Below are 23,849 nucleotides of genomic sequence, written 5' to 3'. Positions count from 1 at the left end.
AGTCTTCGCACTCGCGCGCGCCGCGTCGTCGGCCCCGGGAGGTATGCGGCATCCACCGCGCGGATGATTCACGACCCCCCTCGACCCGTCTGCGATCCCGGGTTAGAGTCGCGGGCGATGGCCCTGGATGCCGCGCCGACCGGTCCCGATCGACCCGCGCACCCGTCGCGAAGGGAGTGGTTCCCATGTCCGACAGCCCCGCAGCCGAGATCGTCGAGAAGGTCGGCGGACCCGGAAACATCGAGAGTCTCACCCACTGTGCGACCCGCCTGCGATTCCAATTGCGCGACGGCGACCTGGCGGACCAATCCGCCGTCGAGGCGATCCCCGGCGTCATGGGCGCCGTCCCTCAAGCCGGTGACCGCTTCCAGGTCGTGATCGGCGGCGGGGTGCAGACCGTCTACAACGACATCATGGCGCTGCCGACGATGACCGGTGATGCCGAAGGCGACGTCGACGACGCCGCAGCCATCAAGGCGCGGGAGCGCGCCAAGGGCCCTCGCGGCAAGTTCGCGTGGCTCGACACGCTGTTCGAGTTCCTCTCCGACTCGTTCCGCCCGATCCTGGGAGCCCTGCTGGGTGCGTCGCTGTTCATCACCTTCATGGCGCTCATGGCCACGCTCGGGGTCATCCCGTCGTGGAACGCGCCGGGTGTCGTGCTGGAGCCGTCGTGGGCGTTCATCAACCTGATGTGGCAGTGCGTGTTCATCTTCCTGCCGCTCATGGTCGCCTACAACGCGTCGCAGAAGATCGGCGCCGACCCGTGGGTGGGTTTCGCGATCATGGCGGTCGTGATGCTCCCCGGCTTCGCCGCACTCGGGCAGGATGCCACGGCGCAGCAGATCACCTTCCTCGGCTCGGACATCACGACGGTGCCGGTGTTCGGCATCCCGCTCACGGTCTTCGATTACAGCTCGCAGGTGTTCCCGCCGCTGCTCATGGCAGCCGTGCTCGGGCCGCTGTGGAAGGGGCTGAAGAAGATCATCCCCGACAACCTGCACCTGATCTTCGTGCCGTTCCTGGCCATGCTGGTGATGATCCCGCTGACGGCATTCCTCATCGGCCCGATCGGCGTGTACGCCGGTGCCGGGCTTGCCAACTTCCTGCGCTCGATCAACGACTTCTCGCCGTTCATCTTCGCCATCATCATTCCGCTGGCCTACCCGTTCATGGTGCCGTTGGGGCTGCACTGGCCGATCAACGCGATCATGCTGCTGAATATCCAGACCCTCGGGTACGACTTCATCCAGGGCCCGATGGGCGCATGGAACTTCGCGTGCTTCGGAGCGACGGCCGCCGTGCTGGTGCAGGCCTGGCGGGAGAAGGACGCCCAGATGAAACAGACCGCCACCGGCGCGCTCGCGGCGGGCCTGCTCGGCGGGATCTCGGAACCGTCGCTGTACGGCATCCATCTGCGCTTCAAGCGGATCTATCCACGCATGCTCGTCGGCTGCTTCGTCGGCGGACTCATCATCGGCATCGGCGGTGGGGTGCGAACCGAGGCGTTCGTCTTCACGTCGCTGCTGACGATCCCGGCCTTCCAGCCGATCATCCTGTACGGAATCGCGGTGGCCGCGGCCTTCATCACCTCGATGGTGCTCGTCATGATCTTCGGCTACAAGCCGAAGGAGCCGGTCGAAGCTCCGGCCGAGGCCACCACCGCGAGCGCTCCCGCCGGTGCGAGCGCGCCCACGACCACGGCGTCGACGACGGCGGGCGGGGCCGGCACGGCCGGAGCGGCCACCGCCACCGCAACGCTCGCGGGGCCCGGGACGACGTCAGAGGTGGCAGCGGCGCTGCAGGTCATGTCGCCGCTGGACGGCACGGCCGTCGCCCTGTCGGAGGTACCCGATCCGGTGTTCGCGGGCGGCACGATGGGGCCGGGGGTGGCGATCGAGCCCACCGGCGACACCGTCTACGCCCCTGGTGCCGGTACGGTCGCCGCGGCCCAGCCCACCGGTCACGCCTTCGGGCTCGTGCTCGACGGCGGTATCGAGCTGCTCATCCACGTCGGCATCGACACCGTGAACCTCAAGGGGGAGGGGTTCGACGTCAAGGTGAAAAACGGGGATCGCATCGAGGTGGGAACCCCGCTGGTGACCTTCGACCGTGCGGTGATCGAGAAGGCCGGCTATCCGCTCATCACCCCGGTGATCGTGCTCAACGCCGACCAGTTCGACGCCGTCGACCCGATCGCGCTGGGTCCCACCACGGCCGGTGCGCCGCTGCTGTCGGTGGAGACGAAGGCCGGATCGTAGCGGTCGGGTGGGTTGCCCCGGGTTGCGGGGGCTCAGTTGCCCGCTGCCGCCACGACCTCGCGCAGGCGCTCGCCGTCGGTGCCGTCCTCGCGGATCTCGAACGTGGTGCCGTCGACGACCAGGAGCGGGACATGGTCGACGGCGGTGTCGCTGGCGACCACCTCGCCCAGCCAGTGATCGTTGCTCGCCTGCACCCACATGCCCATCGTCTGGCCCTTGACGCCGTCGGCGAGGTCGGCTTCGACGCCGGCCTCGGCGGCGAAGTCGAGCAGGGCGTCATCGGTGGGAGCGCCGTCGGCGTCGACCTGGTTGGCCTGTAGCAGCGAGTACAGGGGGAGTACGGCGTCGAGTTCACCGGCATCCGCCGTCAGCGCCAGCAGGTTCGCGGCGCGGGTGGAGTAGTCGGTGGTGTCGCCGCGCTTCTCGCTGACGTAGTTCATCGGGTGGATGGTGAGCGTGACGGTGCCCTCATCGACCCATCCGGCGATGTTCTCACCGGTGGCCTCATCCAACACCGCGCAGTGCGGGCACGACAGGTCCGTCCACAGCTCCATCGCGATCGGCCCGTCGCCGAGCACGATCCCGTCGGCGGCGACCAGCGAGCTCTCCGCAGGGGGCGGCGCGGCCGACTCGGGGGCCTTGGCGGTGCAGGCGGTGAAGGCGAAGACGGTGGCCGCGACCAGCGCGACGAGGGCGAGGGGGCGGTGTGGTCTCACCTTTCGTTCTTACCGCGCCGCGGGCGATCCGCCACGTCTGTCGTGGGGGATCTACGAACGGCATCCCCCTTGTGGTCTGACCACATGGAGAACCTCTACGGATGCCCCTCGGGGGCCGGGGTTCACCCGTCGCGCACTGTCCCTTTGCGGGTGAGGCACCCGCATCACGTGACAGGCGAGCGCGGATGCTGCCACCGCCGTCGCCGCGAAATGAGCGGTGGAGAGGCTTTCGCGAAGCGGCACCATCGCGCTACTATCGTTTTTCGATAGCCGACGACCGATAGACGATAGGTCAACTCATGAGATCTCCTCTTGTCGCAGTGACGAAGGCGTTGATCGTCGTGCTGTGCGCGACCGTGGTCGCCTGCCAGGTCTGGATGGTGCCGATGATCGCGGCCGGGTTCGCGACGACGGCGCCCGAGTTCGCCCATCTCGAGACGCCAGGCATCGTGCTTGTCGGCGCGCTGCTGGCATGCGGCGAAGTGGTGCTCGTGTCGGTGTGGCGGCTGCTCACCTTCGTCTCCCGCGACAGTGTGTTCGACGCGCACTCGTTCCGATGGGTCGACGCGATCATCGCCGCGGTAGCCGCAGCCGGAGTGATCGTCGTCGTCGGGATGACGGTCATCGGCGACGCGCAGGCGGGGAGTCCGTTCCTCGCGTTGACCGGCACTATCGCGCTGGTCACCATCGTCGGGCTCGCCCTCGTCGTCCTGGTGATGCGCAGGCTGCTGCGGCAGGCGACGGCGCTGCGGCAGGAGATGGCCGAGGTGGTCTGATGCCGATCATCGTCGACCTCGATGTCGAGCTCGCCAAGAAGAAGATGAGCGTGTCCGAACTCGCCGCCGCGATCGAGATCACCCCGGTCAATGTCTCCGTGCTCAAGAACGGCCGCGCGAAAGCGGTACGGTTCTCGACCCTCGACGCGATCTGCCGAGTGCTCGACTGCCAGCCCGGCGACATCCTGCGTTGGGTGCCCGAGACCGTGCCGGTACCCGAAGGGACGCGATAATGACCCGCCGCATCGTGATCGCGGCCGCAATCGCGGCGGCGGTCCTGCTTCAGATCACGGGGTGCGGCACGAATCCCGAAGAGGATTACCTCAGGGCTCTCGATCAGAGCGCACCTGCCATGTACGCAGCGCATTCCAGCCGGGACTTGGCAGCGAGGGGCCGCGAGGCGTGCAACGCACTGGCGACCGATGCGCTCCCGACACTCTTCGATGGACGGGTCGCAGACGGCTCGAGTGGCGCCACGGAATGGACTCGCATCCTCGACGCCGCGGTTGACACCCTCTGCACCGAGCACCGGAATCAGCTTGATGAGTGGATGAACGAGCACAAGTAGCCCCTGAGTAGAAATCCGGCCTCCGGGGGCGGGTCGGCTGACGGTCCGGGCGCCGGTGCGGGTGTTGCTAGCGTGGAGCGCGTGCCGACGACGCCCTTCGAATCCCTTGCCGACTACATCGCCCTCCCTCGCATCGAAGGGCTCGCGCTTTCCCCGGACGGCACCCGGGCGGTGCTGACCGTCGCCACGCTGACGAAGGATGCCACGGGCTACGAGCGCTCGCTCTGGCAGGTCCCCGCGAGCGGCGACGGCACCCCGCGACGCCTCACCCGGTCGGCCAAGGGCGAGTCCGGTGCCGCGTTCCTCTCCAGCGGCGATCTGCTCTTCGTCTCGGCGCGACCCGACACCGAGTCCGAAGACAGCGAGGACGCCGGGCAGCTGTGGCTCCTCCCCGCAGCCGGCGGGGAAGCGCGCGCCGTCACCCGGCTCGCGGGCGGAGTGTCCGACATCGCCGCCGTCGCCGAGGCGGCCGACCGCCTTGTGATCGCGGCCGATCTGCTGCCGTCGGCGCAGACCCTCGAAGACGACGCCCGCCTGCGCGCCGAGCGCACCAAGCGCAAGGTGTCGGCGATCCTGCACGACACCTACCCCGTGCGGCACTGGGACCACGACCTCGGTCCCGCCGAGCCGCACCTGCTCGCGCTCGATCTCGCCGACCTCTCCGACACCCTGGCCGACCTCTCCGACACCCTGGCCGTCCTGGCCGACGAACCCGCAGGTGAAGAATCCGACCCGGCCGGCGCAACGGATGCCGAGAAGGCGAGGCCCTACCCGGTCACCCTGCCTCGCCCGGTCGACCTCACGCCGCGCCCCGGGCGCACCGCCGGCACCGCAGGTACCGCCGTCACTCCCGACGGCGCGACCGCTATCGCGGCCATGTACGTCCCCTCGGGTCTGACCGGTCGCTACCGGCTGGTGTCGATCGACGTCGTCACCGGCGCGCACACGGTGTTGCGCGACGAAGAGGGCGTCGACTTCGAAGCACCCGCGATCAGCCACGACGGCGTGACGCTGGCGTACGTGCGGACGGTGAAGACCACCCCGGCCGGACCCACGGAACAGGAGTTGTGGGTGAGTGGGGTCGACGGCTCGTCGCCCCGCCGCATCGCTGCGGACTGGGACCGGTGGCCCAGCGGCATCCAGTTCGATCACGACGACCGGGCGCTCGTGGTGACCGCCGATTCCGACGGGCGGGGTCCGGTGTTCCGGGTGCCGCTGGAGGGCGGCCAGGTGCAGCAGGTGACCCACGACGACTTCACCTATACGCACGTCCGAGTCGATCGGCACACCGGTGACCTCGTTGCCCTGCGGTCGTCGTGGGTGACGCCGTCGCACCCGGTGCGCATCGCGCGCGACGGTGCGGTCACGCCGCTTGCCTCCCCGGCGCCGGTGCCGTCGGTGCCTGCGACGATGACCGAGGTCGACACCATGGCCGCCGACGGCGCGCGCGTGCGTGGCTGGCTGCTGCTTCCGGAGGGCGCCTCGGCACAGTCGCCGGCGCCGCTGCTGCTGTGGATTCATGGCGGCCCGCTCAACAGCTGGAACGCGTGGAGCTGGCGCTGGAACCCCAACCTCGCTGTCGCGCGGGGATACGCCGTGCTGCTGCCGGACCCTGCCCTGTCCACCGGGTACGGCCTCGACTTCATCGCGCGCGGCTGGAACAGCTGGGGCGCGGCGCCCTTCACCGATCTCATGGCGATCACGGATGCCGTGGAAGCGCGGGCCGACATCGACCAGACCCGCACCGCGGCGATGGGCGGCTCGTTCGGTGGCTACATGGCCAACTGGGTGGCCGGACACACCGACCGTTTCCGGGCGATCGTCACGCACGCGAGCCTGTGGGCACTGGACCAGTTCGCCGGCACCACCGACCACGCCGGGTACTGGAAGAGCATCTTCACGACCGAGGCCATGGTCGAGAACTCACCGCACCGGTCGGTGGCGGAGATCCGCACGCCGCTGCTGGTCATCCACGGCGACCGCGACTACCGGGTGCCGATCGGCGAGAGCCTGCGCCTGTGGGCGGAGCTGATGGAGCATCACGGCAACGACGACGGCACCACCGTGCACCGGTTCCTGTACTTCCCCGACGAGAACCACTGGGTGCTCAAGCCCCAGCACGCCGTGCTCTGGTACGAGACGGTGTTCGGGTTCCTCGCCGAGCACGTGCGCGGCGAGGCCGCGGACCGGCCCGCCGGCCTCGGCTGACGCGGCCCCGCGAGGCCTCAGTACTCGCGGTGGGTGCGGTAGTACTCCAGGAGCGCGCGGGTCGAGGCATCCTGCGCCTGGAGTGCCGCCTCGTCGCCCTCGATGGCCGGGGCGATCTGCATCGCGAGCTGCTTGCCCAGCTCCACGCCCCACTGGTCGAACGAGTTGATGCCCCAGATCACGCCCTGGGTGAAGGTGATGTGCTCGTAAAGCGCGATCAGCTCGCCCAGCACGCGGGGCGTGAGGGATGCGGCGAAGATCGACGTGGTCGGCCGGTTTCCGGGGAAGGTGCGCGCGGCCACGAGCGGACCGGTGGTCCCCTCGGCCTCGACCTCGGCGGCGGTCTTGCCGAACGCGAGCGCCTTGGTCTGGGCGAGGAAGTTCGCCAGGAACAGCCCGTGCACGTCACGGCCGTCGTCGGTGAGCGGGTAGGCGGGGTTGGCGAACGCGATGAAATCAGCCGGGATCAGCCGCGTTCCCTGGTGGATCAGCTGGTAGAAGGCGTGCTGCCCGTTGGTGCCGGGCTCGCCCCAGAACACCTCACCGGTCTCGGTGGTGACCGGAGTTCCGTCCCACCGCACCGACTTGCCGTTGGATTCCATCGTCAGCTGCTGCAGATACGCCGCGAAGCGGTGCAGCTGCTGCGCGTACGGCAGCACCGCGTGCGACTGAGACCCGAGGAAGTTGGAGTACCAGACGTTGAGCAGGCCCATCAGCACCGGCACGTTGCGCTCCAGCGGCGTCGTGCGCACGTGCTCGTCGACGGCGTGGAACCCGGCGAGCAGCTCGCGGAAGATGTCGGGGCCGAGCTCGATCGCCAGCGACAGCCCAATGGCCGAGTCGACGGAGTAGCGCCCGCCCACCCAGTCCCAGAACCCGAAGGCGTTGGCCGGGTCGATACCGAACGCGGCGACCCTGTCCAGCGCAGTGGAGACGGCGACGAAGTGGTGCGCGACGGCATCCGTGCGTGCCCCCTCGCTGCCGTCGATCGCGCCGGCCTTCTCAAGGTGGGTCCACAGCCAGTCGCGCGCGAGCCGCGCATTGGTGAGTGTTTCCAGCGTCGTGAAGGTCTTGGATGCCACGATGAACAGCGTCGTCTCGGGGTCGAGCCCGGCGGTCTTCTGCGCGATGTCGGTGGGGTCGATGTTCGACACGAATCGCGCCGAGATGCCGGCATCCGCATAGGGCTCGAGCGCCGCGGACACCATGACCGGCCCGAGGTCCGAGCCGCCGATGCCGATGTTGACGATCGTCTGCACCTTCTTGCCGGTGACGCCGAGCCACTGCCCTGAGCGCACCCGCTCGGCGAACGCGGTCACCGCCGCGAGCACATCCTGCACGTCCTGGTCGACGTTCTGCCCGTCGACGACGAGGGCAGGGGAGGCTCCCGCGGGGCGGCGCAGCGCGGTGTGCAGCACGGCGCGGTCTTCGGTGGTGTTGATGTGCTCACCGGCGAGCATCGCGGCGTAACGCTCGGCGACACCGGTCTGCTCTGCCAGGCGAACCAGCGATGCGAGCACCTCGTCGGTCACGAGATTCTTCGACAGGTCCACGTGCAGGTCGGCCAGCGGCAGGCTCAACCGTTCGACGCGACCCGGGTCGGCGGCGAACCAGCCACGCAGATCGGGGGCGAACCCATCGCGCAGTGCGGTCAGTTCGGTCCAGGCGGACGTGGTGGTGGCATCGATCGGGGCGGTCACGTGATCAACGCTAGCCCCGTAGGACGGGAGCGTCCACGCGGGTGGCCGTGACAACGCGCATGACGGAGGGCCGGGCGGAAAGATCCGACCGGCCCTGATCCCTTGCACCAGAGATGTCACACCGAAGCAGTTCAGAGAAGGAACTGCGACGCTCCGAATGTATAACGGCACGGTAACGGCGCCAACTCCTCCCGCGCACGTGGCGTGTCGCGCGGGGGAGGAGCGCGTCGGGTCAGCGAGCGGCGCGCAGGCTGACGTTACCGGCCGACACCGTGACCGTCACGACGTTCGTCGCGTCCGAGGCGGTGTCGAGACGGTTGTCCAGGTCGCCAGCCGACACCTCGGAGTCGACGTGGTAGACGTCGTCGGGGAGGGTCAGGTCGAACGAGCCTGCGCTGACGTCGATGCGGACGTCTTCGGGTGCGGTGCCGCTGAAGAGGGCGTTCAGATCCCCGGCGCTGACCCTGAGGTCCGCCGCCTGCACACCTGCCAGTTCGACCACGGCGGTACCGGCGCTGACCTGCGCCGACACATCCTGGGCCGACCCGGCCAGGTCGAGGTCTCCGGCGCTCATCTCCAGGTCTAGCTCGCCGAACTCCCCGTCGACGGCGAGTGAACCCGCCGACAACGTGAATCCGGCATCCAAGCTCTCGCCCTGCAGCGACTCGGGCAGTTCCACGGTCACCCGCTCGGTGTTGCCGAACCACCAGCCGAAGAGTCGGTCGGGCGAGCGCAGCACCAGCGTTTCGTTGCTTCGCTCGAAGGTCCAGTCGTCGGCACCCCAGCCGCCGACCACCTCGAGGGTGGCCTCGGTGGTGTCGGTGAAGCGCACCGTGACCGCCGCCGCAGACACGTCGACGTCGAGGTTGTCCACTCCGCTGACGTCGGCGGCGTACCGCTCGGTCGACCCGGTCGCCGTGCTGGCGATGGCGCGCACGGCGCCCCAGCCGAGGGCGCCGAGCAGCAGCACGGCCCCGACGGCGATCGCGAGGATCGCGACGACCTTGGATGCTCCGCCGCCGGAGCCCCCGGAGGCGGGGGGCTGCGCCGGCTGCTGGGGGGCAGTCGGCGGAATCAGTGTGGTGCTCATCGTGATGCTCCTGTCTGCGGCAGTTCGCCGCCGTACTCGAGATGAACGAGCGCGGCGAGCACCCGCCGGTTTCCTGCTTCGTCTTGCTCGAGGTCGAGTTTCTGGAAGAGGGAGGTGATGTACTTCTCGACGCTCGCCTCGCTGACGTGCAGCGTGCGGGCGATGGCCTGGTTGGACTTGCCTTCCGCGATGAGCGCCAGCACGGTGCGTTCGCGATCGGTCAGGCGGGCCATTCGTTCGTCGCGGGTGCGACGCATCAGCAGCTGGGACACGACCTCGGGGTCGAATACCGTGCCGCCGGCGCCGATCTGGGCGACCGTCTCGACGAACTCGGTGACGTCGGCCACGCGGTCCTTCAGCAGGTAGCCGAGCGCACCGCCGCCGCCGGCGATGAGTTCGGACGCGTACCGCTCCTCGACGTACTGGCTCAGCACCAGCACCGGCAGGTGCGGGTTGGCTGCGCGCAGCGTGAGCGCGGCGCGGATGCCCTCGTCGGTGAATGTCGGCGGCAGTCGCACATCGAGGATGCACAGGTCCGGTGCCGTGTCGGCCACGACGGCGTCGAGGTCGTGGGCGTCCGGGATCGCAGCGACCACGGTGTGGCCCGCGTCCTCCAGCAGTCGCACCAGTCCCGCGCGCAGCAGCGCGGAGTCCTCGCAGATCAGGATGCGCATGGCACGCTCACCTCCAGGGAGGTCGGGCCGCCGACGGGGCTGTCCAGCCGGACGGTGCCGCGGGCGGCGACGATGCGGTTGAAGATGCCGTCGAGTCCGCCGCCGGGCAGCACCCGGGCGCCGCCGGTGCCGTTGTCTTCGACGCGGGCCCAGAGGGTGCCGTCTTCGCGGTTGCGCACGGTCACGCGGCAGTCGCTGGCACGAGAGTGTTTGGCGGCGTTGGTCAGGGATTCGGCGATGGCGAAGTAGACCGCCGCCTCCGCCTCTCGGGTGCACCGTCCGTCGACCCGGATGTCCAGGTGCACGGGTACGTGCGACCGGGCGGCGAGAGCCGACAGTGCGGCATCGAGCCCGCGATCGTCCAGCACAGAGGCGTGGATGCCGCGCGCCAGTTGGCGCAGTTCGGTGATCGCTGCCTTGGTGGACGTGTGCGCCTCGGTGATGAGTTCGCGAGCGGCATCCGGATCGGAATCGATCTTCTGCTGCGCCAATCCCAGCGTCATCCCCACCGAGACCAGCCGAGGCTGGACGCCGTCGTGCAGGTCGCGTTCGATGCGGGTGCGCTCCACCTCGCTGGCACGCACGGCCCCGGCACGCTGCACGTCGGAGGTGCGTGCGCGTTCGGCCAGCATCGCCTCCTCTGAGGGGACGAGGATCGCCCGGGTCAGCACGCCGTCGAGGACGGCGATGCCCACCAGCAGCGCAGCGCTGACGATGATCGCGACGACGCCGGCGACGACGGCCCAGCCGGTCGCGGTGGTCACGCTCAACCAGGGCAGGCGCACGGATTCCCCGCTGTACAGCGGGGAGAACAGCAGCGCGATGCCGGCTGCCAGTGTTCCGACCAGCCACAGCACGACCGAGCCGAGTACCGTCGCGATCGCCGCGCTGGCGACGCCCCGCCACATCGGGCCGTCGATGAACTGCTGCCAGAGCATGCGCAGCCAGCCGCCGAAGCCCGGGCTGGGCATCCGCCGGGTGCGCAGCGACGGCAGGCCGTAGTCGTAGAGGCCGTCCGCGCGCCCGTACTCCAGCCACCCGGTGAAATAGAGCACGTAGATGAAGGCGATGAGGAAGAGGGCGCCGATGCCGAGGACGAGCAGCAGGCTCAGTCCGAGGCTCAGCAGCACGGCGAGGATCGAGAACAGCACGGTCCCGGCGACGGCCATCGCGGCCAGTTGCGCCAGGGCACCGAGAACGCGCAGCGCCTTGTTGCGCGGCGCTGTCGCGGCCGGTACGGCGGGGGCGGGGGAAGTGGTCATGGCTCAAACGTAGGACTCGGCTGGGTGCGCCACCGCCCCGGCATCCGGAGTCTTTCCTTCGGGTTATCCCGAGCGCAGCCGTCGGCGCGTAGCGTTGCCCCCATGGTCACCATTCCCACGGTCACTCTCAATGACGGCACGGACTTTCCCGAGCTCGGGCTCGGCACCTACAACCTGCGTGGTGCGGAGGGCGTCGACGCGATCACCGCGGCGATCACCGGCGGGTACCGGCTGCTGGATTCGGCGGTCAACTACACGAACGAAGCCGAGGTCGGCGAGGCGGTGCGCCGCAGCGGCATCCGCGATGAACTGATCGTCACCACGAAGCTCCCGGCCGCCACCACGGCTACGACGAGACGATCGCCAGCGCGGCCGGCTCGCTGGAGCGGATGGGGCTGGAGCGCATCGACCTGTACCTCATCCACTGGCCGAACCCCTCGGTCGACAAGTACGTCGACACCTGGCGCGCCATGATCGAGCTGCGCGAGCGCGGCACGGTGCGCTCGATCGGGGTATCCAACTTCACCGAGGCGATGCTCACCCGCCTCATCGACGAGACCGGCATCACGCCCGCCGTGAACCAGGTCGAGCTGCACCCGTACTTCCCGCAGGCGGCGCTGCGCGAATTCCATTCCGCCCGCGGCATCCGCACCGAGAGCTGGAGCCCGCTGGCGCGGCGCAGCGAGTTGCTCACCGAGCCGGTGCTGGCCGAGGCGGCAGCCGCGCACGGCGTGACCCCGACGCAGGTCGTGCTGCGGTGGCACACCCAGCTGGGGTCGACTCCCATCCCGAAGTCTGCCGATCCCGACCGGCAGCGGGAGAACGCCGACGTGTTCGGCTTCACCCTGACCGATGCCGAGGTCGCCGCGATCAGCGCGCTCGAGCGCGGCCGGCTGTGGGGCGCGGATCCCGAGACGCACGAAGAGATGTGAGCGGATGCCGCTACGCGCGGCATCCGCTCAGCGTCGCGAGCCACTGGCCGAACGTGCCGGTGCCGCGATCGGCGTCCGGTCCGGGGAGCATCGTGCCGTCACGCTGCGCTCGGCCGTAGCGCCCCGGCAGCGGCACGGCCGGGATCCATCCGCCCCGGCCGGTTGCCCGCGCGTAGGCGCGGACCATCGCCGCCAGCGACTCCTCGCGGGGGCCGGCGAGATCGGTGGCCCGGCCGGCCGGCGCTGCCTCGGCGAGGTCTACCAGGCGCGCGGCGACTTCGCCGATCGCCACCGGCTGCGTGCGCATCCGCGGGGCGAAGCGCAGCGGGCCGACCCGGGCCTGGGTGAACATCTGCGCCGCGAAATCGTGGAACTGCGTCACGCGCAGGATCGTCCACGGCACCTCGCCCTGCGTCACGAGCGATTCCTGCGCGACCTTGCCGGTGTAGTAGCCGTACGGAGCGCGGTCGCAGTTGACGATCGACAGGGCCACGTGATGTGCCACGCCGACGTCGCCCTCGGCCGCCAGCAGGTTGGCGGTCGTCGCGCGGAAGAACTCTTCGGACTCGCGCGCGTTCAGCGTCGCGACGTTGAGGGTGTCGACGACGACATCGGCGTTCGTGAGCGCATCGCGCAGTCCCGCCCCGCTGGCGGCATCCGTCCCGCTGCTGCGGGAGAGGGCGACCACGTCATGCCCGCGCTCGCGGGCGGTCGCCACGACCCTGCGGCCAGCCAGACCGGTGCCCCCGGCGACGACGATTCTCACTGGCCGCGGTCCCCGGCGTCGACGGAGACCATCCAGGCGATGCCGAACCGGTCGGTGAGCATGCCGAAAAGCCCGCCCCACGGTGCCGGCTCCAGCGCCATGGTGACGGCGCCTTCTTCGCCGAGGGCGTCCCACATTCTGCGCTCCGCCGGCTCGTCGTCGCCGCTGATCGACACCGAGAAGCCCGAGGTGGGGGCATACGGCATGCCGCTGGGGGTGTCGGATGCCATGAGCGTGAAGCCCTGCGGGGTCTCCAGTTGCGCGTGCATCACCAGGTCGGCGTCGTCGGGATTCTCGCTGCCTCCCGCCGAGCCGAACGTGTCGATGCTCAGTTCACCGCCGAACACGGTGCGATAGAACTCCATCGCCGGGCGGGCCTGGTCCTTGAAGGACAGGTACGGGTTCAGCGTCAGCATGTTGTTCCCTCTCCGTTGAGGTCATGGATGCCGGTTCCCCGGCGGTGTCCTGTATTCAACCACGGCGCTCGGAGGTGATGCATACCGTCGTCGCGGCGCTTTCCCTGGTGCCGCGGATGAGTAAGTGAGCAAGACCGCAGTCTCTGCCCAGCCTGGCCTTGCACAGTGGGCTACCGCGTCTTGCCCGAAGACGCCGCGCCGCCGTGCCGGCGCTCGTCCTGTGAAGGAAGCACGTTCACCATGCATCCAATTCTTCAGTCCGTCATGTCCCGGCGCGTCCTGCGCGCCGAACGCCGTCGCCGCTCACGCCGGCGTCTGGCCGTCTCGGCCAGCATCGCCACGGGTGTCGCGACGAGCGTGCTGGTCGCCACGGGAGCGGCGGCGGCCGCCGTCGTGCTGCCGTCGGCGGTGGATAGGCCCGGGGCGACGACGTTGCGGGAGGTCACCGCCGAGGCCGAGGCGACGGCGGATGCCGCCCACGCCGCGCTGGCCGGCGCCGAGTCCCTCACCACCGAAATCGCCGAATCGGGGCTGGACCTCGGTGTCGAAAGCACCGAAGTCGACACGACGAATCTGCGCGAGGCGGTGGAGCGGCTGGAAGACGTCCACATCATGCCGATCCTGCCGATCCCCGATGTCGTGGAAGACACCGCGGAGCAGACCGAGTCGGTCAACGCCCGGGTGGCCGAACTACGCACCCGGCTCGACGAGGCGAAGGCGCAGAAGGCCGCCGAGGAGGCCGCCGCCGCAGCCGCCGCGCAGGCGCAGGCCGAGGCGGAAGCCGCCGCCGCGGCGCTTGCCGCCGGCAACACCGTCGAAGGCGCGAAGGCGACGGCATCGCACCTGGCTGCGACCCAGTACGGCTGGGGGAGCGACCAGTTCCAGTGCCTGGATTCGCTGTGGCAGAAGGAGTCCGACTGGAACTACCAGGCGGTCAACCCCTCCAGTGGCGCCACCGGCATCCCGCAGTCGCTCCCCGGCCACAAGATGGCCGCCGCCGGTCCTGATTGGCAGACCAACGCCACGACCCAGATCCGGTGGGGGCTGGATTACATCGCCCGGGCGTACGGCACCCCGTGCGCCGCGTGGGCCCACTCGCAGGCGACCGACTGGTATTGAGTCGCTCAGTGCGGCGCGTGGTACTCGCTTTCGCCGCGCTTCCAGTAGCCCTTCGTCACGAACGCGTCGGTCGGCAGCGCCCATCGCTCCTGCAGCAGGGCGCGGGCCGGCTTGACGATCGCCTGCTCCGCCGCGACGAACGCGAACACGTCCCCGTCGGGGCGGTTCGCGGGGGTGAGGGCATTCAGTCGGCGCGCGAGCGCGACGCCGGCGGCATCCGTCCCGCGGTGCAACTGCTCCACGATCACCCCGGCCGGCGCATCGATCGGCAGCTCGTGGTCGGCGTCGGCGACCTCGACGATGATGCGGCCGACCGAAGCGGCATCCATCGAGCGCGCGTATCGGCGCATCGCGGGCACGGCGGTCTCGTCGCCTGCCAGCAGCCAGCCGTCCGGGCGGCCCGTGATGATCATCGATCCACGGGGACCGCCGACGCCTGCGACTGCGCCGAGTTCGGCGGTCGCCGCCCAGGACGCTGCGACACCGCGGCCGTGGATGGCGAACTCCAGATCGAGCCAGCCCGCTTCGGCATCCCAGCCGAGCGGGGTGTACTCGCGGCTCGGCGCCGCGCGCAGCTGCTCCACGGTCTCCGGCGCGGAGTCGGGGAAGAACACCCGGATGTGGTCGTCCGCACCCAGCGAGTCGAAGCCGCGCAGGTCCTCACCTACGAGCCGCACCCGCACGTAGCCCGGCGTGAGCCACTGCCGCGCGGCGAGGCGGGTCATGCGGAAACGCAGGTCGAGCGGACGACGCTCGAGGCGGAAGGATGCCGGAATGGTCGTCGAGCTCATGAAGGTTAGGCTAGCCTATCCTCAGGCCGGTCGATCGGGATCGCCGGTCGATCCACCATATCGACGTTGACGTCGGACGCGCCATCGGTCGATGCGCCGTTCCGATGCCTGCCCCCAGGAGATGACTTGCCATGCGCACGACTCGCCCACTGATCGCGGCGTCCATCGCCCTCGTGACCGCCGCCGCCCTGACCGGCTGCGCGACCGACTCCGCAGAGGCCGAAGCCGACGCCCCGGAGGCGAGCGAGTCCAGCACGGTCGAGTTCACTTGGGACCGCAACCTCGCCGGTGAGGACGAGGAGCCCAACTACGAAGAGACCACCGTCGAGGTGCCGAAGAACCCCGAGTCCATCGTCGTGTTCGACATGGCGAGCCTCGACACGATCGGTGCTCTCGGCGGCGAGATCGCCGGTGCGCCGCTGGAGTCGGTCCCCGACTACCTGCAGGGCTACCTCGCCGAGGACGCTTTCAACGCCGGCACGCTCTTCGAAGCCGACCTCGTCGCGATCGAGGCGCAGCAGCCCGACCTCATCATCATCGGCGGCCGCTCGACGGCGCTGTTCGAGGACCTGAGCGAAATCGCCCCGACGGTCGACCTGAGCATCAGCGGCACGTTCCTGGACACCCTCGAGCGCAACACCACGTTCCTCGGTGAGGTTCTCGGCGCCGAGGATGCCGCAGCGGAGGCACTCGCCGAACTCGAGGCGGGCATCGAAGACGCGAAGACCGTCACCGCTGACGCCGGCACGGGCCTGGGCCTCATGATCTCGGGCGGCCGGCTCAGCGCCATGGCCCCCGCGGGCGACGCCGCAACCGGACGCAACGCGCGTGGCGGACTGATCTACGACGTGTTCGGCGTCGAGCCGGTCGTCGAGGACGTCGAAGCGGCCACCCACGGCGAGCCGGTCTCGTTCGAGTTCCTGCTCGAGCACAACCCCGACTTCCTGTGGGTCGTCGACCGCGATGCGGCCACCGGCGAGGAGAACGCGCAGGCGGCTGCGGCCGTCCTGGACAACGACATCGTGAAGCAGACCACGGCGTTCCAGGAAGACCAGATCGTCTACCTCGACCCCACCGCCTGGTACATCGTCTTCGGCGGGATCGACACCACCCGCATCATGATCGAGGACGTCCTGCAGATCGCCGAATAAGCGTCTGACGCCTGAGATCCCGCACTGAGGTGACTGCCACAGTCGTCGCGACGAGCACCCCCACCCCCACCCGCCCCCGGCGGACGTGGGTGGGGGTGCTCATCGGTGTGTCCCTGGTCGTTCTCGGCGCCGCGAGCCTGTTCATCGGCGTCTCCGACGTCTCGCCTGCGGCACTGCTCGAGGGCGGCGCCGACAGCACCGCCGCGTTCCTGCTGGCCGCCAGCCGTCTGCCGCGCACCATCGCGGTGCTGCTCGTCGGCGCGTCGCTGGGCATCGCCGGACTCATCCTGCAGATGCTCGTGCGCAACAAGTTCGTCGAGCCGGGGACGACCGGTGTCACCGAGTTCGCCACCCTCGGCATGCTCGTGGCGATCGTGCTGTGGCCGGGCATGGCGGTGATGGGCAAGATGGGCGTCGCCGCGGCGTTCGGCCTGGTCGGCACGTGGGTGTTCCTTCGGGTCGTGCGCGCCGTCCCGGTGCGCCAGCTGGTGCTGGTGCCGCTGGTCGGCATCATGCTGGGCGGCATCGTCGGCGCCGTGACGGCGTTCTTCGCGTACCGGCTCGACCTGCTGCAGTCGCTGTCGCAGTGGTCACAGGGGAGCTTCGCCACGATCATGGCCGGTCGCTACGAATACGTCTGGATCGCCGGGATCATGGTGCTGGTCGCCTGGGTGGCCGCTGACCGGTTCAGCGTCATCGGCATGGGCGAGGAGTTCGCCACGAACCTGGGGCTGAACTACCGCCGGGTCGTCGCCATCGGCATGGTCGTCGTCGCCGTGATCACGGCCGCAGTGCTGGTCACCGCGGGCATGATCCCGTTCCTGGGCCTGGTCGTCCCCAACATCGTGAGCCTCATCATCGGCGACAACGTGCGCCGGGCGATCCCTTGGGTCGCGGGGCTCGGCGCGGTCTTCGTGCTGGCGTGCGACATCGTCGCCCGCACCGTGCGGTTCCCCTATGAGATCCCGCTGTCGGTCATCGTCGGCATCGTGGGTGCGGGACTGTTCCTGTGGCTCCTGCTGCGGAAGGGGAGCCGTGCGCACTGACATCACCGCCGCGCCGCCGCCGCCCGTCGCCGCCGCCGCCACTGGCCGCTCCCGCCTGGCCGCGCTCTGGGCTCGTCCCGGGGTGCGTCTGGGGCTGCTCGTAGCCGTCGTGGCCGTCCTCGTCGCGGTATACCTGTTCACCGCCGTACCCGGGTCGCTCAGCTATGCGCTGAAGATCCGCGGTCTGAGCGTGATCGCCATGGTCGTGGTCGCCGTCGCCGTCGGCGTGTCGACGGTGGTGTTCCACACGATCACGCAGAACCGCATCCTGACGCCGTCGATCATGGGCTTCGACGCGTTCTACATGCTCATCTCCACCGTCATCGTGTTCTTCCTCGGCTCGACAGCGTTCCTCCGCGCCGATCCGGTGACCCTGTGGCTGCTGCAGGTGTCGGTCATGGTGGCCTTCAGCGTGTTCCTGTTCACGTGGCTCTTCGGCGGCAAGCGGCGCTCCATCCACCTGATGCTGCTGGTCGGCATCGTGCTGGGTACCTTCTTCCGCAGTCTCACCGAGTGGATGCAGCGGATGCTGGATCCCCTCGACTTCCAGGTGCTCACCGACACCGCTTTCGCCTCGCTGACCCGCCCGGACGAGACGTTGCTGCTGCTCACCGGCATCCTCGTGGTGCTGGCATGCCTGGCCATCCAGCCGCTGCTGCGCACCCTCGACGTGCTCACCCTCGGGGAGCCGACCGCGGTGGGGCTCGGGGTGAATCACCGCCGCGTCATCATGGCGCTGTTCGCGATCGTGTCGGTGATGGTCGCGGCATCCACCGCCCTGGTCGGGCCGATCCTGTTCTTCGGACTCATCGTCGCCAACCTCGCCTACTCGTACGCCGGCACCTTCCGGCATCGCTGGACGCTGCCGACCGCCGCGCTCCTGGGCGTGGTGTTCCTCCTCGGCGGCCAGCTGCTGCTGGAGCGGCTGTTCGGGTTCGGTGGGAGCCTGTCGATGGTCATCGAGTTCGCCGGCGGACTGTTCTTCCTCTATCTCGTGCTGCGAAAGGGGGCGCGATGATCGCGCTCGAAGGCGTCACCAAGCGCTACAACGGGCACACCGTGCTCGACGACGTCTCCATCACGCTCGGGGAGTCGGGGGTGACCGCGCTGATCGGACCCAACGGCGCCGGCAAGTCGACGCTGTTCAGCCTGGTCGGGCGCCTCATCCGTGCCGACGAGGGCACGGTCACCATCGACGGCACGGACGTGCGCAAGGCGGCATCCGCAGACCTCGCCAAGACCCTCGCGGTGCTGCGACAGGACAACCACATCGCCGCGCGGCTGACGGTTCAAGACCTCGTGGAGTTCGGGCGCTTCCCGCATTCGCGGGGACGGCTGACCGCCGTGGACCGCGAACAGATCGACCGCGCGATCGCGTATCTGGATCTCGACGCGTTCCGCGACCGTTTTCTCGACGAACTCTCCGGTGGGCAGCGCCAGCGCGCGTTCATCGCGATGGTGCTGGCGCAGGACACCAAGTACGTGCTGCTGGACGAACCGCTGAACAACCTCGACGTGCGGCACATGGGCGAGATCATGAAGCTCGTGCGGCGCATGGCCGACGAATTGGGCAAGGTGGTCATCGTCGTGCTGCACGACATCAATTTCGCCGCGACCTACTCCGACCGCATCGTCGCGATGCGCGAGGGCCGGGTCATCGCCGACGCCCCGGTGGCCGAGATCATGCGCCCCGAGGTGCTCGCCGAGGTCTACGAGACCCCCGTGGACGTGCGTGAGATCGACGGCCGGCCGGTCGCGCTGTACTACGCCTGACTAGAGTTGCGCGCCGTCGTCGTCGCGGTCGTAGATGCCGGTGTTGTGGCCGCGCCAGGATTCATAGGCGATGAGCCAGCCCACCGAGACCGCGCCGGCCAGTACCAGGCCGAGCCAGACGTTGCCCATGATCATGCCGAACAGCACGCCGAGCGCCAGCAGCAGTGCCGTGCCGCCGATCCAGCCGACGCGGCCGCGGGGCCAGCCCGAGCGGGAATCCGTCATGGTGCCAGCCTACGAGGTCACCGGTCGCGGTGGTCCTCGGGATGCAGTCGCGGCCCGCGGCGCGGCTCGCGCACCCCGCTGACGCCGATGAGCCGGATGACCCGCTGCCGGTGACCGGCCCAGGGCTCGAGCAATTCCAGCATCCCGTCGTCGTCCACCCGGTGCCCGGTGAGCGCGAAACCCACCTCGTGGGCGACGTGGTAATCGCCCACGCTGACGGCGTCGCGGTCGCCGAAGGCGCGGATGCGCGTTTCGGCGGAGGTCCAGATCCCCACCCCGCGCAGGCTCATCAGCACGCGGTCGACGTCTTCGCCGGTGGATGCCGCCGTCGCGGCGGCCACGACGGATTCGCCGCGCCGGGCCGTCTCGACAATGGTGCGAGCCTGCGGCGGTTCCAGACCGGCGCGGTGCCACGCCCAGCTCGGAATATGCCGCCAGCCGTCGATCGTCGGCGGCGCGAACATGGGCTTCGGGGTGGGGCCGGGCGCCCGCTCCCCGAACCAGGTGACCAGTGAGCGCCAGGCGCCGAACGCCTGCATGACCGTGACCTTCTGCTCTACGATCGCGCTGGCGAGCGCGTCGAAGACGAGGTCGGTGCGGCCGATGCGCAGGTCGGGGTGGCGGCGGTGGGCGTCGGCGATGAGTGGATGCCGCGACGCGTCGAATCCGTCGGGATCGTCGAACGCGCCGCACAGGGCGGGAAGCTGGTGCAGCGCCCACTCGGCGCCGGGCCCCCACGCGGCGGCGCGGACGCGGTCGCGGTCAACGCGGATCGCGAGCGTCGCGACGCCGTCGGGAGTGCGGCTCGCGCGCCACAGCACGCGGCCGTCGACGGTGAACGTGGGATCGCTGGCGCCGTGGCGCTGGTAGCGGATCGCGCGCGCCGCATCGAGGGCGACCCGCGGCCGGTACTCGGTCTCCAGTGGACGCGGGTGCGCGTGAGTGGCGGGCGCGGCGGGGAGGGTTGCGCGTGGCATCCGTCCCGCTTGTGCCGTCCTCATGTCGTCGACCCTACGCGCACCCCGCCGACATCCGGCTGGGTGGGTGCCGCGCGCCTGTCGCGTGCCTGTCACGAGAACAGACGCCGCGTTACGCAGTGGCGCCTTCGTCGAAGAGGAACAAGTCCTCGATGCTGCATTGGAACGTGGCTGCGAGCCTGAACGCAACGGGCAGCGACGGGTCGTAACGGCCTTTCTCAATCGAAATGATCGTCTGGCGTGACACTCCGAGTTCGTCGGCTAGTCGTTGTTGAGACCAGCCCAGATCTTGGCGGCGCTGCGGCAGCGTGTTCCGCATCAGGCGGCGGACTTCTTCAGCCACAGGTAACGCGCTGCGATGTCGAGCATGGTGAAAAGCAGGACCCCAGCAAGCACCAAACCGACGGATGCCTCGATCTGTAGGAGCGAGAATCCGGCTGCGCCCAGCCCGCCGACGATCAGCAGGTCATGGAACGCACCGCTCGCCGCCTTCTGGTACCAGAAGGACTCGACGGAATCGTCGGGGTTCTCGATTGCTTCCGAAAGGGTTGAGCGGTCGAGGAACAGCACCCAGCCCAGTGCTGTCGCGACGGGGAAGGTCCCCACCATGACGAGCGCGAAAGCGAGTATCGGGCGTTCGGTGGGGGTCACTGACACGAAGAGTCCGCCCGCGCCGGCGGAGACGAGCCCGCCCATTAGTAGTGACGCACCCAACAATGTTGCGGAACCGCCGCCGAAGTGAGCGCGTCCCCAACGGCTCCGCGTCGTTGTGCTCTCATCCATGTCGTCCGCCTTTCTCCGAGGCGGAGCGTCTCTTTGCGCCAGTCCCCGATGTACAGGAAACTTTACAGACAAGGTCCCTTTACATCAAACGCGAAACCGGCGGGTCAGAAGCGGTCGGGCGACGGCGAGCCGTGGCCGTAACGGATGACGACGTCGGCGTGCCGGTCGAACCGGTAGCCGACACCGCGCACCGTGCGCACGATGTCCTCGTACCGACCGAGCTTGGAACGCAGCCGGCGCACGTGCACGTCGATCGTGCGCTCGCCGGGGGCGTCATCGTCGGTCGTGCCCTGCCACAGCGACGACACCAGCTCGGTGCGTTCGATCGTGCGGCCCTCGCGCAGCACCAGGTACTGCAGCAGCTCGAACTCCTTGAAGGTCAGTGCGGCCGACGCGCCGTCGATCAGCACGCGCTTGCGCGAGATGTCGACCGTGACGCCGCCGGGGGCGACGTCCTCGTCGGGTTCGTCCTGCTGCGTGCGGGCGACGGCGCTGGGCTCGTGCAGCGCCAGACGCACCACGTCGACGTCGCGACCGCCGGCGCCGGTGGGGGCCAGCGCCACGGTGGCGTAGGTCTCGGCGTGTGGGGCGAGCTCGCCGAGCGTGCGACGCAGCGCCTCGACGAGAACGGAGAGCGAGATGCCGTCTGCTGCGGCCTTGGCCTCGTCGATGCCGACATAGAGCGCGAAGCCGCGCGGTGCCGTGCCGGCGGGAAGCGGCCGGCCGGCCGCGGGAGCCGCGGGAGCGGCGGGAGCCGGGGTCGGCGCAGCGGCGGCGACCGGAGTGACATCCTCGACGGCGCGGAGGTGGCGGGTGGTGGCGGGACGGGTGAGAAGGGCGGTGGTCGACATGGAAGAGGTCCTATGCGGAGGGGAACCCGGGCGCTGGGCCTGGAGCGGGTTCGCGTGTGTGCTGCGGAGCCCGGGACGGGCTGTGTGTCTGAGCAACCGCTGGCGCGTCGTGGGCGCTCAGTGCGGTGCTCGGGGGCTCGGTCGCGGCGTTCAGATCAGCGGCGACGGGAGCCCGACGGGTCATCGTGTCAGCGACACATTCGGCAACACATGACAGCAACACGGCCGGCCATCATCATGGCGGCAGTCCCGTTCGCCTCCACGGCGGACAGAGAGCGTGCGTTGACAGTCATGGGGCTCATTATGTCCAACCGTGTCGCAGCATGTCAAACCGCTCGGATGCCGCGGTCTCCGCATGACGAAATATGACAGATTGCTCAACCCGGGCTCCATCGGCACCACCGCGTACCCTGGGGCGATGCCCAGCGACGCCGTTCCCGTGCCCCGCCGCATCCGCATCGTCGGCACCTCGGGGTCCGGAAAAACTCGGCTGGCCGAGCAGGTCGCCGCCCTTGCCGGGATCCCGCGGCTCGAACTCGATGCCGTGTTCTGGGATGCCGACTGGCAGTACCGCGACCTCGCCGAGGCACACGACACCATCCGCCGGTTCGTGGCCGAGAACCCCGACGGCTGGGTGATCGACGGCAACTGGACCTCTCGTCTGGACGGGCTGCTCGCGCCCGGGACCGCGGGGGGCCCCGATGTGGTCGTCTGGCTCGACCACGCGCGCCCCGTCGTCATGGCCCGCGTGATCCGCCGGACGCTGCGGCGCGGCATCCTGCGCGAAGAGCTCTGGCACGGCAATAGGGAGCGGCCGTCGTCCTGGCTGCGGCTCGACCCGGAGGAGAACATCATCCGGTGGGCGTGGACCCAGCATTCCCGCCAGCGCGAAACCATGGCGGCTCGGGCCGCCGACGGCTGGCCGATCGTGCGCCTGTCCGGACAACGCAGCGTGGATGACTGGCGCGATTCGCTCCTGCGGCACTGAGTTCTCCAGAACCCGCGCGCTGCCGGCCGGAAGGTCCGATCCCAGGCGTAGCCTGGTGGCATGACCGATCTTCGGTTCGAGAATCAGGCTGATGCGTCCCGCTGGGCGATGTATCGCGGCGACGATCTGGTGAGCGTCCTGGACTACCGCGACGATGGCCACACGGTCGCGATGACCCGCGCCTACACGGTGCCGCCGTTCCGCGGCCACGGTTATGCCGCGCAGCTCGTCGACCACGCCGTCGCCGAACTCGAGGCCCGTGGCGACCGCGACGTGGTCGCGACGTGCTGGTACGTCGCGGATTGGTTCGACGCGCATCCCCGCCATCGCGGCATCCTGAGGCAGCCCCGGTCGGCGTGATGGAGACCGTGTTCACCGCGGTCGCAGTCGGCTTCGAAGTCGTCGGCGCGGTGGTCATGGTGATCGGCTTCGTCATCGCAATCGTGCTCGGTGCGCTCGCGCTGCTGCACCAGCGGGGCGGGCAGGTCGCGTTCACCACGCTGCGCACGACGCTCGGGGGAGCGATCCTGCTCGGACTGGAGGTGCTGGTCGCCGCCGACCTCATCCGCACCATCACGTCTAAGCCGTCGTTCGAGGATGCCGCGATCCTGGGCATGATCGTGCTGATCCGAACCGTGCTGTCCATCTCGATCCAGATCGAGATCGAGGGCGTGCTGCCGTGGCGGCGGGCGCTGCTCACCAGCGGAGCCCAGGTCGTGGCAGGCGAGGTCGCCAAGGCCGGCACGGTTCGAACCGCCGACACGACGTAGCACTACGCG

The 23,849-nt window shown here is 69.5% G+C and carries 26 protein-coding genes and 1 pseudogene; 14 read left to right on the top strand and 13 right to left on the bottom strand.

Annotated elements, in window-relative coordinates; translation table 11 throughout:
• Positions 1-185: 185 nt before the first annotated feature.
• Complete coding sequence (locus QNO11_RS13235; RefSeq protein ID WP_257507826.1) at positions 186-2,258, top strand: glucose PTS transporter subunit IIA; 2,073 nt, start codon at positions 186-188, stop codon at positions 2,256-2,258.
• A 32-nt stretch (positions 2,259-2,290) separates the two neighbouring features.
• Here QNO11_RS13235 and QNO11_RS13230 read toward each other — a convergent pair whose 3' ends face one another.
• Positions 2,291-2,974 (bottom strand): DsbA family protein, encoded by a 684-nt coding sequence (locus QNO11_RS13230; RefSeq protein ID WP_257507827.1) that lies wholly within the window; start codon positions 2,972-2,974, stop codon positions 2,291-2,293.
• Positions 2,975-3,273: 299 nt separating this feature from the next.
• On the opposite strand from QNO11_RS13230, the gene QNO11_RS13225 reads away from it, so the two are divergent.
• The 4 genes from QNO11_RS13225 to QNO11_RS13210 all read left to right on the top strand — a co-directional run bounded on the left by QNO11_RS13225 (position 3,274) and on the right by QNO11_RS13210 (position 6,526).
• The gene (locus QNO11_RS13225) at positions 3,274-3,750 is read left to right on the top strand and encodes a DUF2975 domain-containing protein (RefSeq protein ID WP_257507828.1); all 477 of its coding nucleotides are present in this window, start codon (positions 3,274-3,276) and stop codon (positions 3,748-3,750) included.
• Complete coding sequence (locus tag QNO11_RS13220) at positions 3,750-3,983, top strand: helix-turn-helix domain-containing protein (protein ID WP_257507829.1); 234 nt, start codon at positions 3,750-3,752, stop codon at positions 3,981-3,983. Before QNO11_RS13225 ends, QNO11_RS13220 begins: the two co-directional genes overlap by 1 nt.
• Positions 3,983-4,318 (top strand): hypothetical protein, encoded by a 336-nt coding sequence (locus tag QNO11_RS13215; RefSeq protein WP_257507830.1) that lies wholly within the window; start codon positions 3,983-3,985, stop codon positions 4,316-4,318. Before QNO11_RS13220 ends, QNO11_RS13215 begins: the two co-directional genes overlap by 1 nt.
• Before the next feature lie 81 nt (positions 4,319-4,399).
• Positions 4,400-6,526, top strand: coding sequence for a S9 family peptidase (locus tag QNO11_RS13210; RefSeq protein ID WP_257507831.1), 2,127 nt, complete (start codon positions 4,400-4,402; stop codon positions 6,524-6,526).
• Positions 6,527-6,543: 17 nt separating this feature from the next.
• On the opposite strand, the gene pgi is transcribed toward QNO11_RS13210, so the two are convergent.
• From pgi to QNO11_RS13190, 4 genes are all read right to left on the bottom strand, one after another.
• A complete protein-coding gene (pgi, locus tag QNO11_RS13205; protein WP_257507832.1) occupies positions 6,544-8,226 on the bottom strand; it encodes a glucose-6-phosphate isomerase in 1,683 nt (560 codons plus the stop codon).
• A 232-nt stretch (positions 8,227-8,458) separates the two neighbouring features.
• Positions 8,459-9,316: a DUF4097 family beta strand repeat-containing protein gene (locus tag QNO11_RS13200; protein WP_257507833.1), complete on the bottom strand. Its 858-nt coding sequence runs from the start codon at positions 9,314-9,316 to the stop codon at positions 8,459-8,461.
• The gene (locus QNO11_RS13195) at positions 9,313-9,990 is read right to left on the bottom strand and encodes a response regulator transcription factor (RefSeq protein ID WP_257507834.1); all 678 of its coding nucleotides are present in this window, start codon (positions 9,988-9,990) and stop codon (positions 9,313-9,315) included. The genes QNO11_RS13200 and QNO11_RS13195 overlap by 4 nt, the downstream gene beginning before the upstream one ends.
• The gene (locus QNO11_RS13190; protein WP_257507835.1) at positions 9,978-11,252 is read right to left on the bottom strand and encodes a sensor histidine kinase; all 1,275 of its coding nucleotides are present in this window, start codon (positions 11,250-11,252) and stop codon (positions 9,978-9,980) included. The genes QNO11_RS13195 and QNO11_RS13190 overlap by 13 nt, the downstream gene beginning before the upstream one ends.
• 102 nt (positions 11,253-11,354) lie before the next feature.
• Between QNO11_RS13190 and QNO11_RS13185 the strand changes: the two are divergent.
• Positions 11,355-12,184, top strand: a pseudogene (locus tag QNO11_RS13185) (aldo/keto reductase).
• Positions 12,185-12,194: 10 nt separating this feature from the next.
• Here the strand turns inward: QNO11_RS13185 and QNO11_RS13180 are convergent.
• Both QNO11_RS13180 and QNO11_RS13175 read right to left on the bottom strand, forming a co-directional pair.
• Positions 12,195-12,950, bottom strand: coding sequence for an SDR family oxidoreductase (locus QNO11_RS13180; RefSeq protein ID WP_257507836.1), 756 nt, complete (start codon positions 12,948-12,950; stop codon positions 12,195-12,197).
• Positions 12,947-13,366: a VOC family protein gene (locus QNO11_RS13175; protein ID WP_257507837.1), complete on the bottom strand. Its 420-nt coding sequence runs from the start codon at positions 13,364-13,366 to the stop codon at positions 12,947-12,949. The genes QNO11_RS13180 and QNO11_RS13175 overlap by 4 nt, the downstream gene beginning before the upstream one ends.
• Positions 13,367-13,630: 264 nt before the next feature.
• Between QNO11_RS13175 and QNO11_RS13170 the strand changes: the two genes are divergently transcribed.
• Positions 13,631-14,485: an aggregation-promoting factor C-terminal-like domain-containing protein gene (locus tag QNO11_RS13170; RefSeq protein WP_257507838.1), complete on the top strand. Its 855-nt coding sequence runs from the start codon at positions 13,631-13,633 to the stop codon at positions 14,483-14,485.
• 5 nt (positions 14,486-14,490) lie between these two features.
• Here the strand turns inward: QNO11_RS13170 and QNO11_RS13165 are convergent, their stop codons facing one another.
• A complete protein-coding gene (locus QNO11_RS13165) occupies positions 14,491-15,276 on the bottom strand; it encodes a siderophore-interacting protein (protein ID WP_257507839.1) in 786 nt (261 codons plus the stop codon).
• 131 nt (positions 15,277-15,407) lie between these two features.
• Between QNO11_RS13165 and QNO11_RS13160 the strand changes: the two genes are divergently transcribed.
• The 4 genes from QNO11_RS13160 to QNO11_RS13145 are packed head-to-tail and all read left to right on the top strand — an operon-like array spanning position 15,408 to position 19,246.
• Positions 15,408-16,427 (top strand): siderophore ABC transporter substrate-binding protein, encoded by a 1,020-nt coding sequence (locus QNO11_RS13160; RefSeq protein WP_257507840.1) that lies wholly within the window; start codon positions 15,408-15,410, stop codon positions 16,425-16,427.
• Between the two features lie 29 nt (positions 16,428-16,456).
• On the top strand, positions 16,457-17,473 hold the full coding sequence (locus QNO11_RS13155) for an ABC transporter permease (RefSeq protein ID WP_257507841.1): 1,017 nt from the start codon (positions 16,457-16,459) through the stop codon (positions 17,471-17,473).
• Entirely contained in the window at positions 17,463-18,491 is a 1,029-nt protein-coding gene (locus QNO11_RS13150; RefSeq protein WP_257507842.1) for an iron chelate uptake ABC transporter family permease subunit, read from the top strand. Before QNO11_RS13155 ends, QNO11_RS13150 begins: the two co-directional genes overlap by 11 nt.
• Positions 18,488-19,246 carry an iron ABC transporter ATP-binding protein gene (locus QNO11_RS13145; protein ID WP_257507843.1) on the top strand — a complete coding sequence of 253 codons (759 nt, stop codon included), beginning with the start codon at positions 18,488-18,490 and terminating at the stop codon, positions 19,244-19,246. Before QNO11_RS13150 ends, QNO11_RS13145 begins: the two co-directional genes overlap by 4 nt.
• Here the strand turns inward: QNO11_RS13145 and QNO11_RS13140 are convergent, their stop codons facing one another.
• The 5 genes from QNO11_RS13140 to QNO11_RS13120 form a co-directional block, all read right to left on the bottom strand.
• On the bottom strand, positions 19,247-19,471 hold the full coding sequence (locus tag QNO11_RS13140; RefSeq protein WP_257507844.1) for a hypothetical protein: 225 nt from the start codon (positions 19,469-19,471) through the stop codon (positions 19,247-19,249).
• Positions 19,472-19,488: 17 nt separating this feature from the next.
• Complete coding sequence (locus QNO11_RS13135; protein ID WP_257508721.1) at positions 19,489-20,448, bottom strand: DNA-3-methyladenine glycosylase family protein; 960 nt, start codon at positions 20,446-20,448, stop codon at positions 19,489-19,491.
• Positions 20,449-20,560: 112 nt separating this feature from the next.
• Positions 20,561-20,767, bottom strand: a complete 207-nt coding sequence (locus tag QNO11_RS13130) for a helix-turn-helix transcriptional regulator (RefSeq protein ID WP_257508722.1) — start codon at positions 20,765-20,767, stop codon at positions 20,561-20,563.
• On the bottom strand, positions 20,767-21,231 hold the full coding sequence (locus QNO11_RS13125) for a hypothetical protein (RefSeq protein WP_257527658.1): 465 nt from the start codon (positions 21,229-21,231) through the stop codon (positions 20,767-20,769). The genes QNO11_RS13130 and QNO11_RS13125 overlap by 1 nt, the downstream gene beginning before the upstream one ends.
• A gap of 104 nt (positions 21,232-21,335) precedes the next feature.
• Positions 21,336-22,082 carry a winged helix-turn-helix domain-containing protein gene (locus QNO11_RS13120; protein ID WP_257507846.1) on the bottom strand — a complete coding sequence of 249 codons (747 nt, stop codon included), beginning with the start codon at positions 22,080-22,082 and terminating at the stop codon, positions 21,336-21,338.
• A 418-nt stretch (positions 22,083-22,500) separates the two neighbouring features.
• Between QNO11_RS13120 and QNO11_RS13115 the strand changes: the two genes are divergently transcribed.
• Genes QNO11_RS13115 through QNO11_RS13105 form a run of 3 tightly spaced genes read left to right on the top strand, consistent with a single transcriptional unit; the run spans position 22,501 to position 23,840 of the window.
• Complete coding sequence (locus QNO11_RS13115; RefSeq protein WP_257507847.1) at positions 22,501-23,070, top strand: P-loop NTPase family protein; 570 nt, start codon at positions 22,501-22,503, stop codon at positions 23,068-23,070.
• 60 nt (positions 23,071-23,130) lie between these two features.
• The gene (locus QNO11_RS13110; RefSeq protein WP_257507848.1) at positions 23,131-23,430 is read left to right on the top strand and encodes a GNAT family N-acetyltransferase; all 300 of its coding nucleotides are present in this window, start codon (positions 23,131-23,133) and stop codon (positions 23,428-23,430) included.
• The gene (locus tag QNO11_RS13105) at positions 23,430-23,840 is read left to right on the top strand and encodes a DUF1622 domain-containing protein (RefSeq protein WP_257508723.1); all 411 of its coding nucleotides are present in this window, start codon (positions 23,430-23,432) and stop codon (positions 23,838-23,840) included. The genes QNO11_RS13110 and QNO11_RS13105 overlap by 1 nt, the downstream gene beginning before the upstream one ends.
• Positions 23,841-23,849 lie beyond the last annotated feature (9 nt).

This window comes from Microbacterium sp. zg-B96, assembly GCF_030246865.1.
Classification (GTDB): Bacteria; Actinomycetota; Actinomycetes; order Actinomycetales; family Microbacteriaceae; genus Microbacterium.
Note: the sequence above shows the minus strand (reverse complement) of the source record. Positions and strands in the feature narration are given on the sequence as shown.

Coding starts and splice junctions, on each gene's coding strand:
- QNO11_RS13235 (WP_257507826.1), top strand. CDS start 186: ATGTCCGACAGCCCCGCAGCCGAGATCGTCGAGAAGGTCGGCGGACCC.
- QNO11_RS13225 (WP_257507828.1), top strand. CDS start 3,274: ATGAGATCTCCTCTTGTCGCAGTGACGAAGGCGTTGATCGTCGTGCTG.
- QNO11_RS13220 (WP_257507829.1), top strand. CDS start 3,750: ATGCCGATCATCGTCGACCTCGATGTCGAGCTCGCCAAGAAGAAGATG.
- QNO11_RS13215 (WP_257507830.1), top strand. CDS start 3,983: ATGACCCGCCGCATCGTGATCGCGGCCGCAATCGCGGCGGCGGTCCTG.
- QNO11_RS13200 (WP_257507833.1), bottom strand. CDS start 9,316: ATGAGCACCACACTGATTCCGCCGACTGCCCCCCAGCAGCCGGCGCAG.
- QNO11_RS13195 (WP_257507834.1), bottom strand. CDS start 9,990: ATGCGCATCCTGATCTGCGAGGACTCCGCGCTGCTGCGCGCGGGACTG.
- QNO11_RS13190 (WP_257507835.1), bottom strand. CDS start 11,252: ATGACCACTTCCCCCGCCCCCGCCGTACCGGCCGCGACAGCGCCGCGC.
- QNO11_RS13175 (WP_257507837.1), bottom strand. CDS start 13,366: ATGCTGACGCTGAACCCGTACCTGTCCTTCAAGGACCAGGCCCGCCCG.
- QNO11_RS13170 (WP_257507838.1), top strand. CDS start 13,631: ATGTCCCGGCGCGTCCTGCGCGCCGAACGCCGTCGCCGCTCACGCCGG.
- QNO11_RS13165 (WP_257507839.1), bottom strand. CDS start 15,276: ATGAGCTCGACGACCATTCCGGCATCCTTCCGCCTCGAGCGTCGTCCG.
- QNO11_RS13160 (WP_257507840.1), top strand. CDS start 15,408: ATGCGCACGACTCGCCCACTGATCGCGGCGTCCATCGCCCTCGTGACC.
- QNO11_RS13145 (WP_257507843.1), top strand. CDS start 18,488: ATGATCGCGCTCGAAGGCGTCACCAAGCGCTACAACGGGCACACCGTG.
- QNO11_RS13140 (WP_257507844.1), bottom strand. CDS start 19,471: ATGACGGATTCCCGCTCGGGCTGGCCCCGCGGCCGCGTCGGCTGGATC.
- QNO11_RS13135 (WP_257508721.1), bottom strand. CDS start 20,448: ATGCCACGCGCAACCCTCCCCGCCGCGCCCGCCACTCACGCGCACCCG.
- QNO11_RS13130 (WP_257508722.1), bottom strand. CDS start 20,767: ATGCGGAACACGCTGCCGCAGCGCCGCCAAGATCTGGGCTGGTCTCAA.
- QNO11_RS13125 (WP_257527658.1), bottom strand. CDS start 21,231: ATGGATGAGAGCACAACGACGCGGAGCCGTTGGGGACGCGCTCACTTC.
- QNO11_RS13120 (WP_257507846.1), bottom strand. CDS start 22,082: ATGTCGACCACCGCCCTTCTCACCCGTCCCGCCACCACCCGCCACCTC.
- QNO11_RS13115 (WP_257507847.1), top strand. CDS start 22,501: ATGCCCAGCGACGCCGTTCCCGTGCCCCGCCGCATCCGCATCGTCGGC.
- QNO11_RS13110 (WP_257507848.1), top strand. CDS start 23,131: ATGACCGATCTTCGGTTCGAGAATCAGGCTGATGCGTCCCGCTGGGCG.
- QNO11_RS13105 (WP_257508723.1), top strand. CDS start 23,430: ATGGAGACCGTGTTCACCGCGGTCGCAGTCGGCTTCGAAGTCGTCGGC.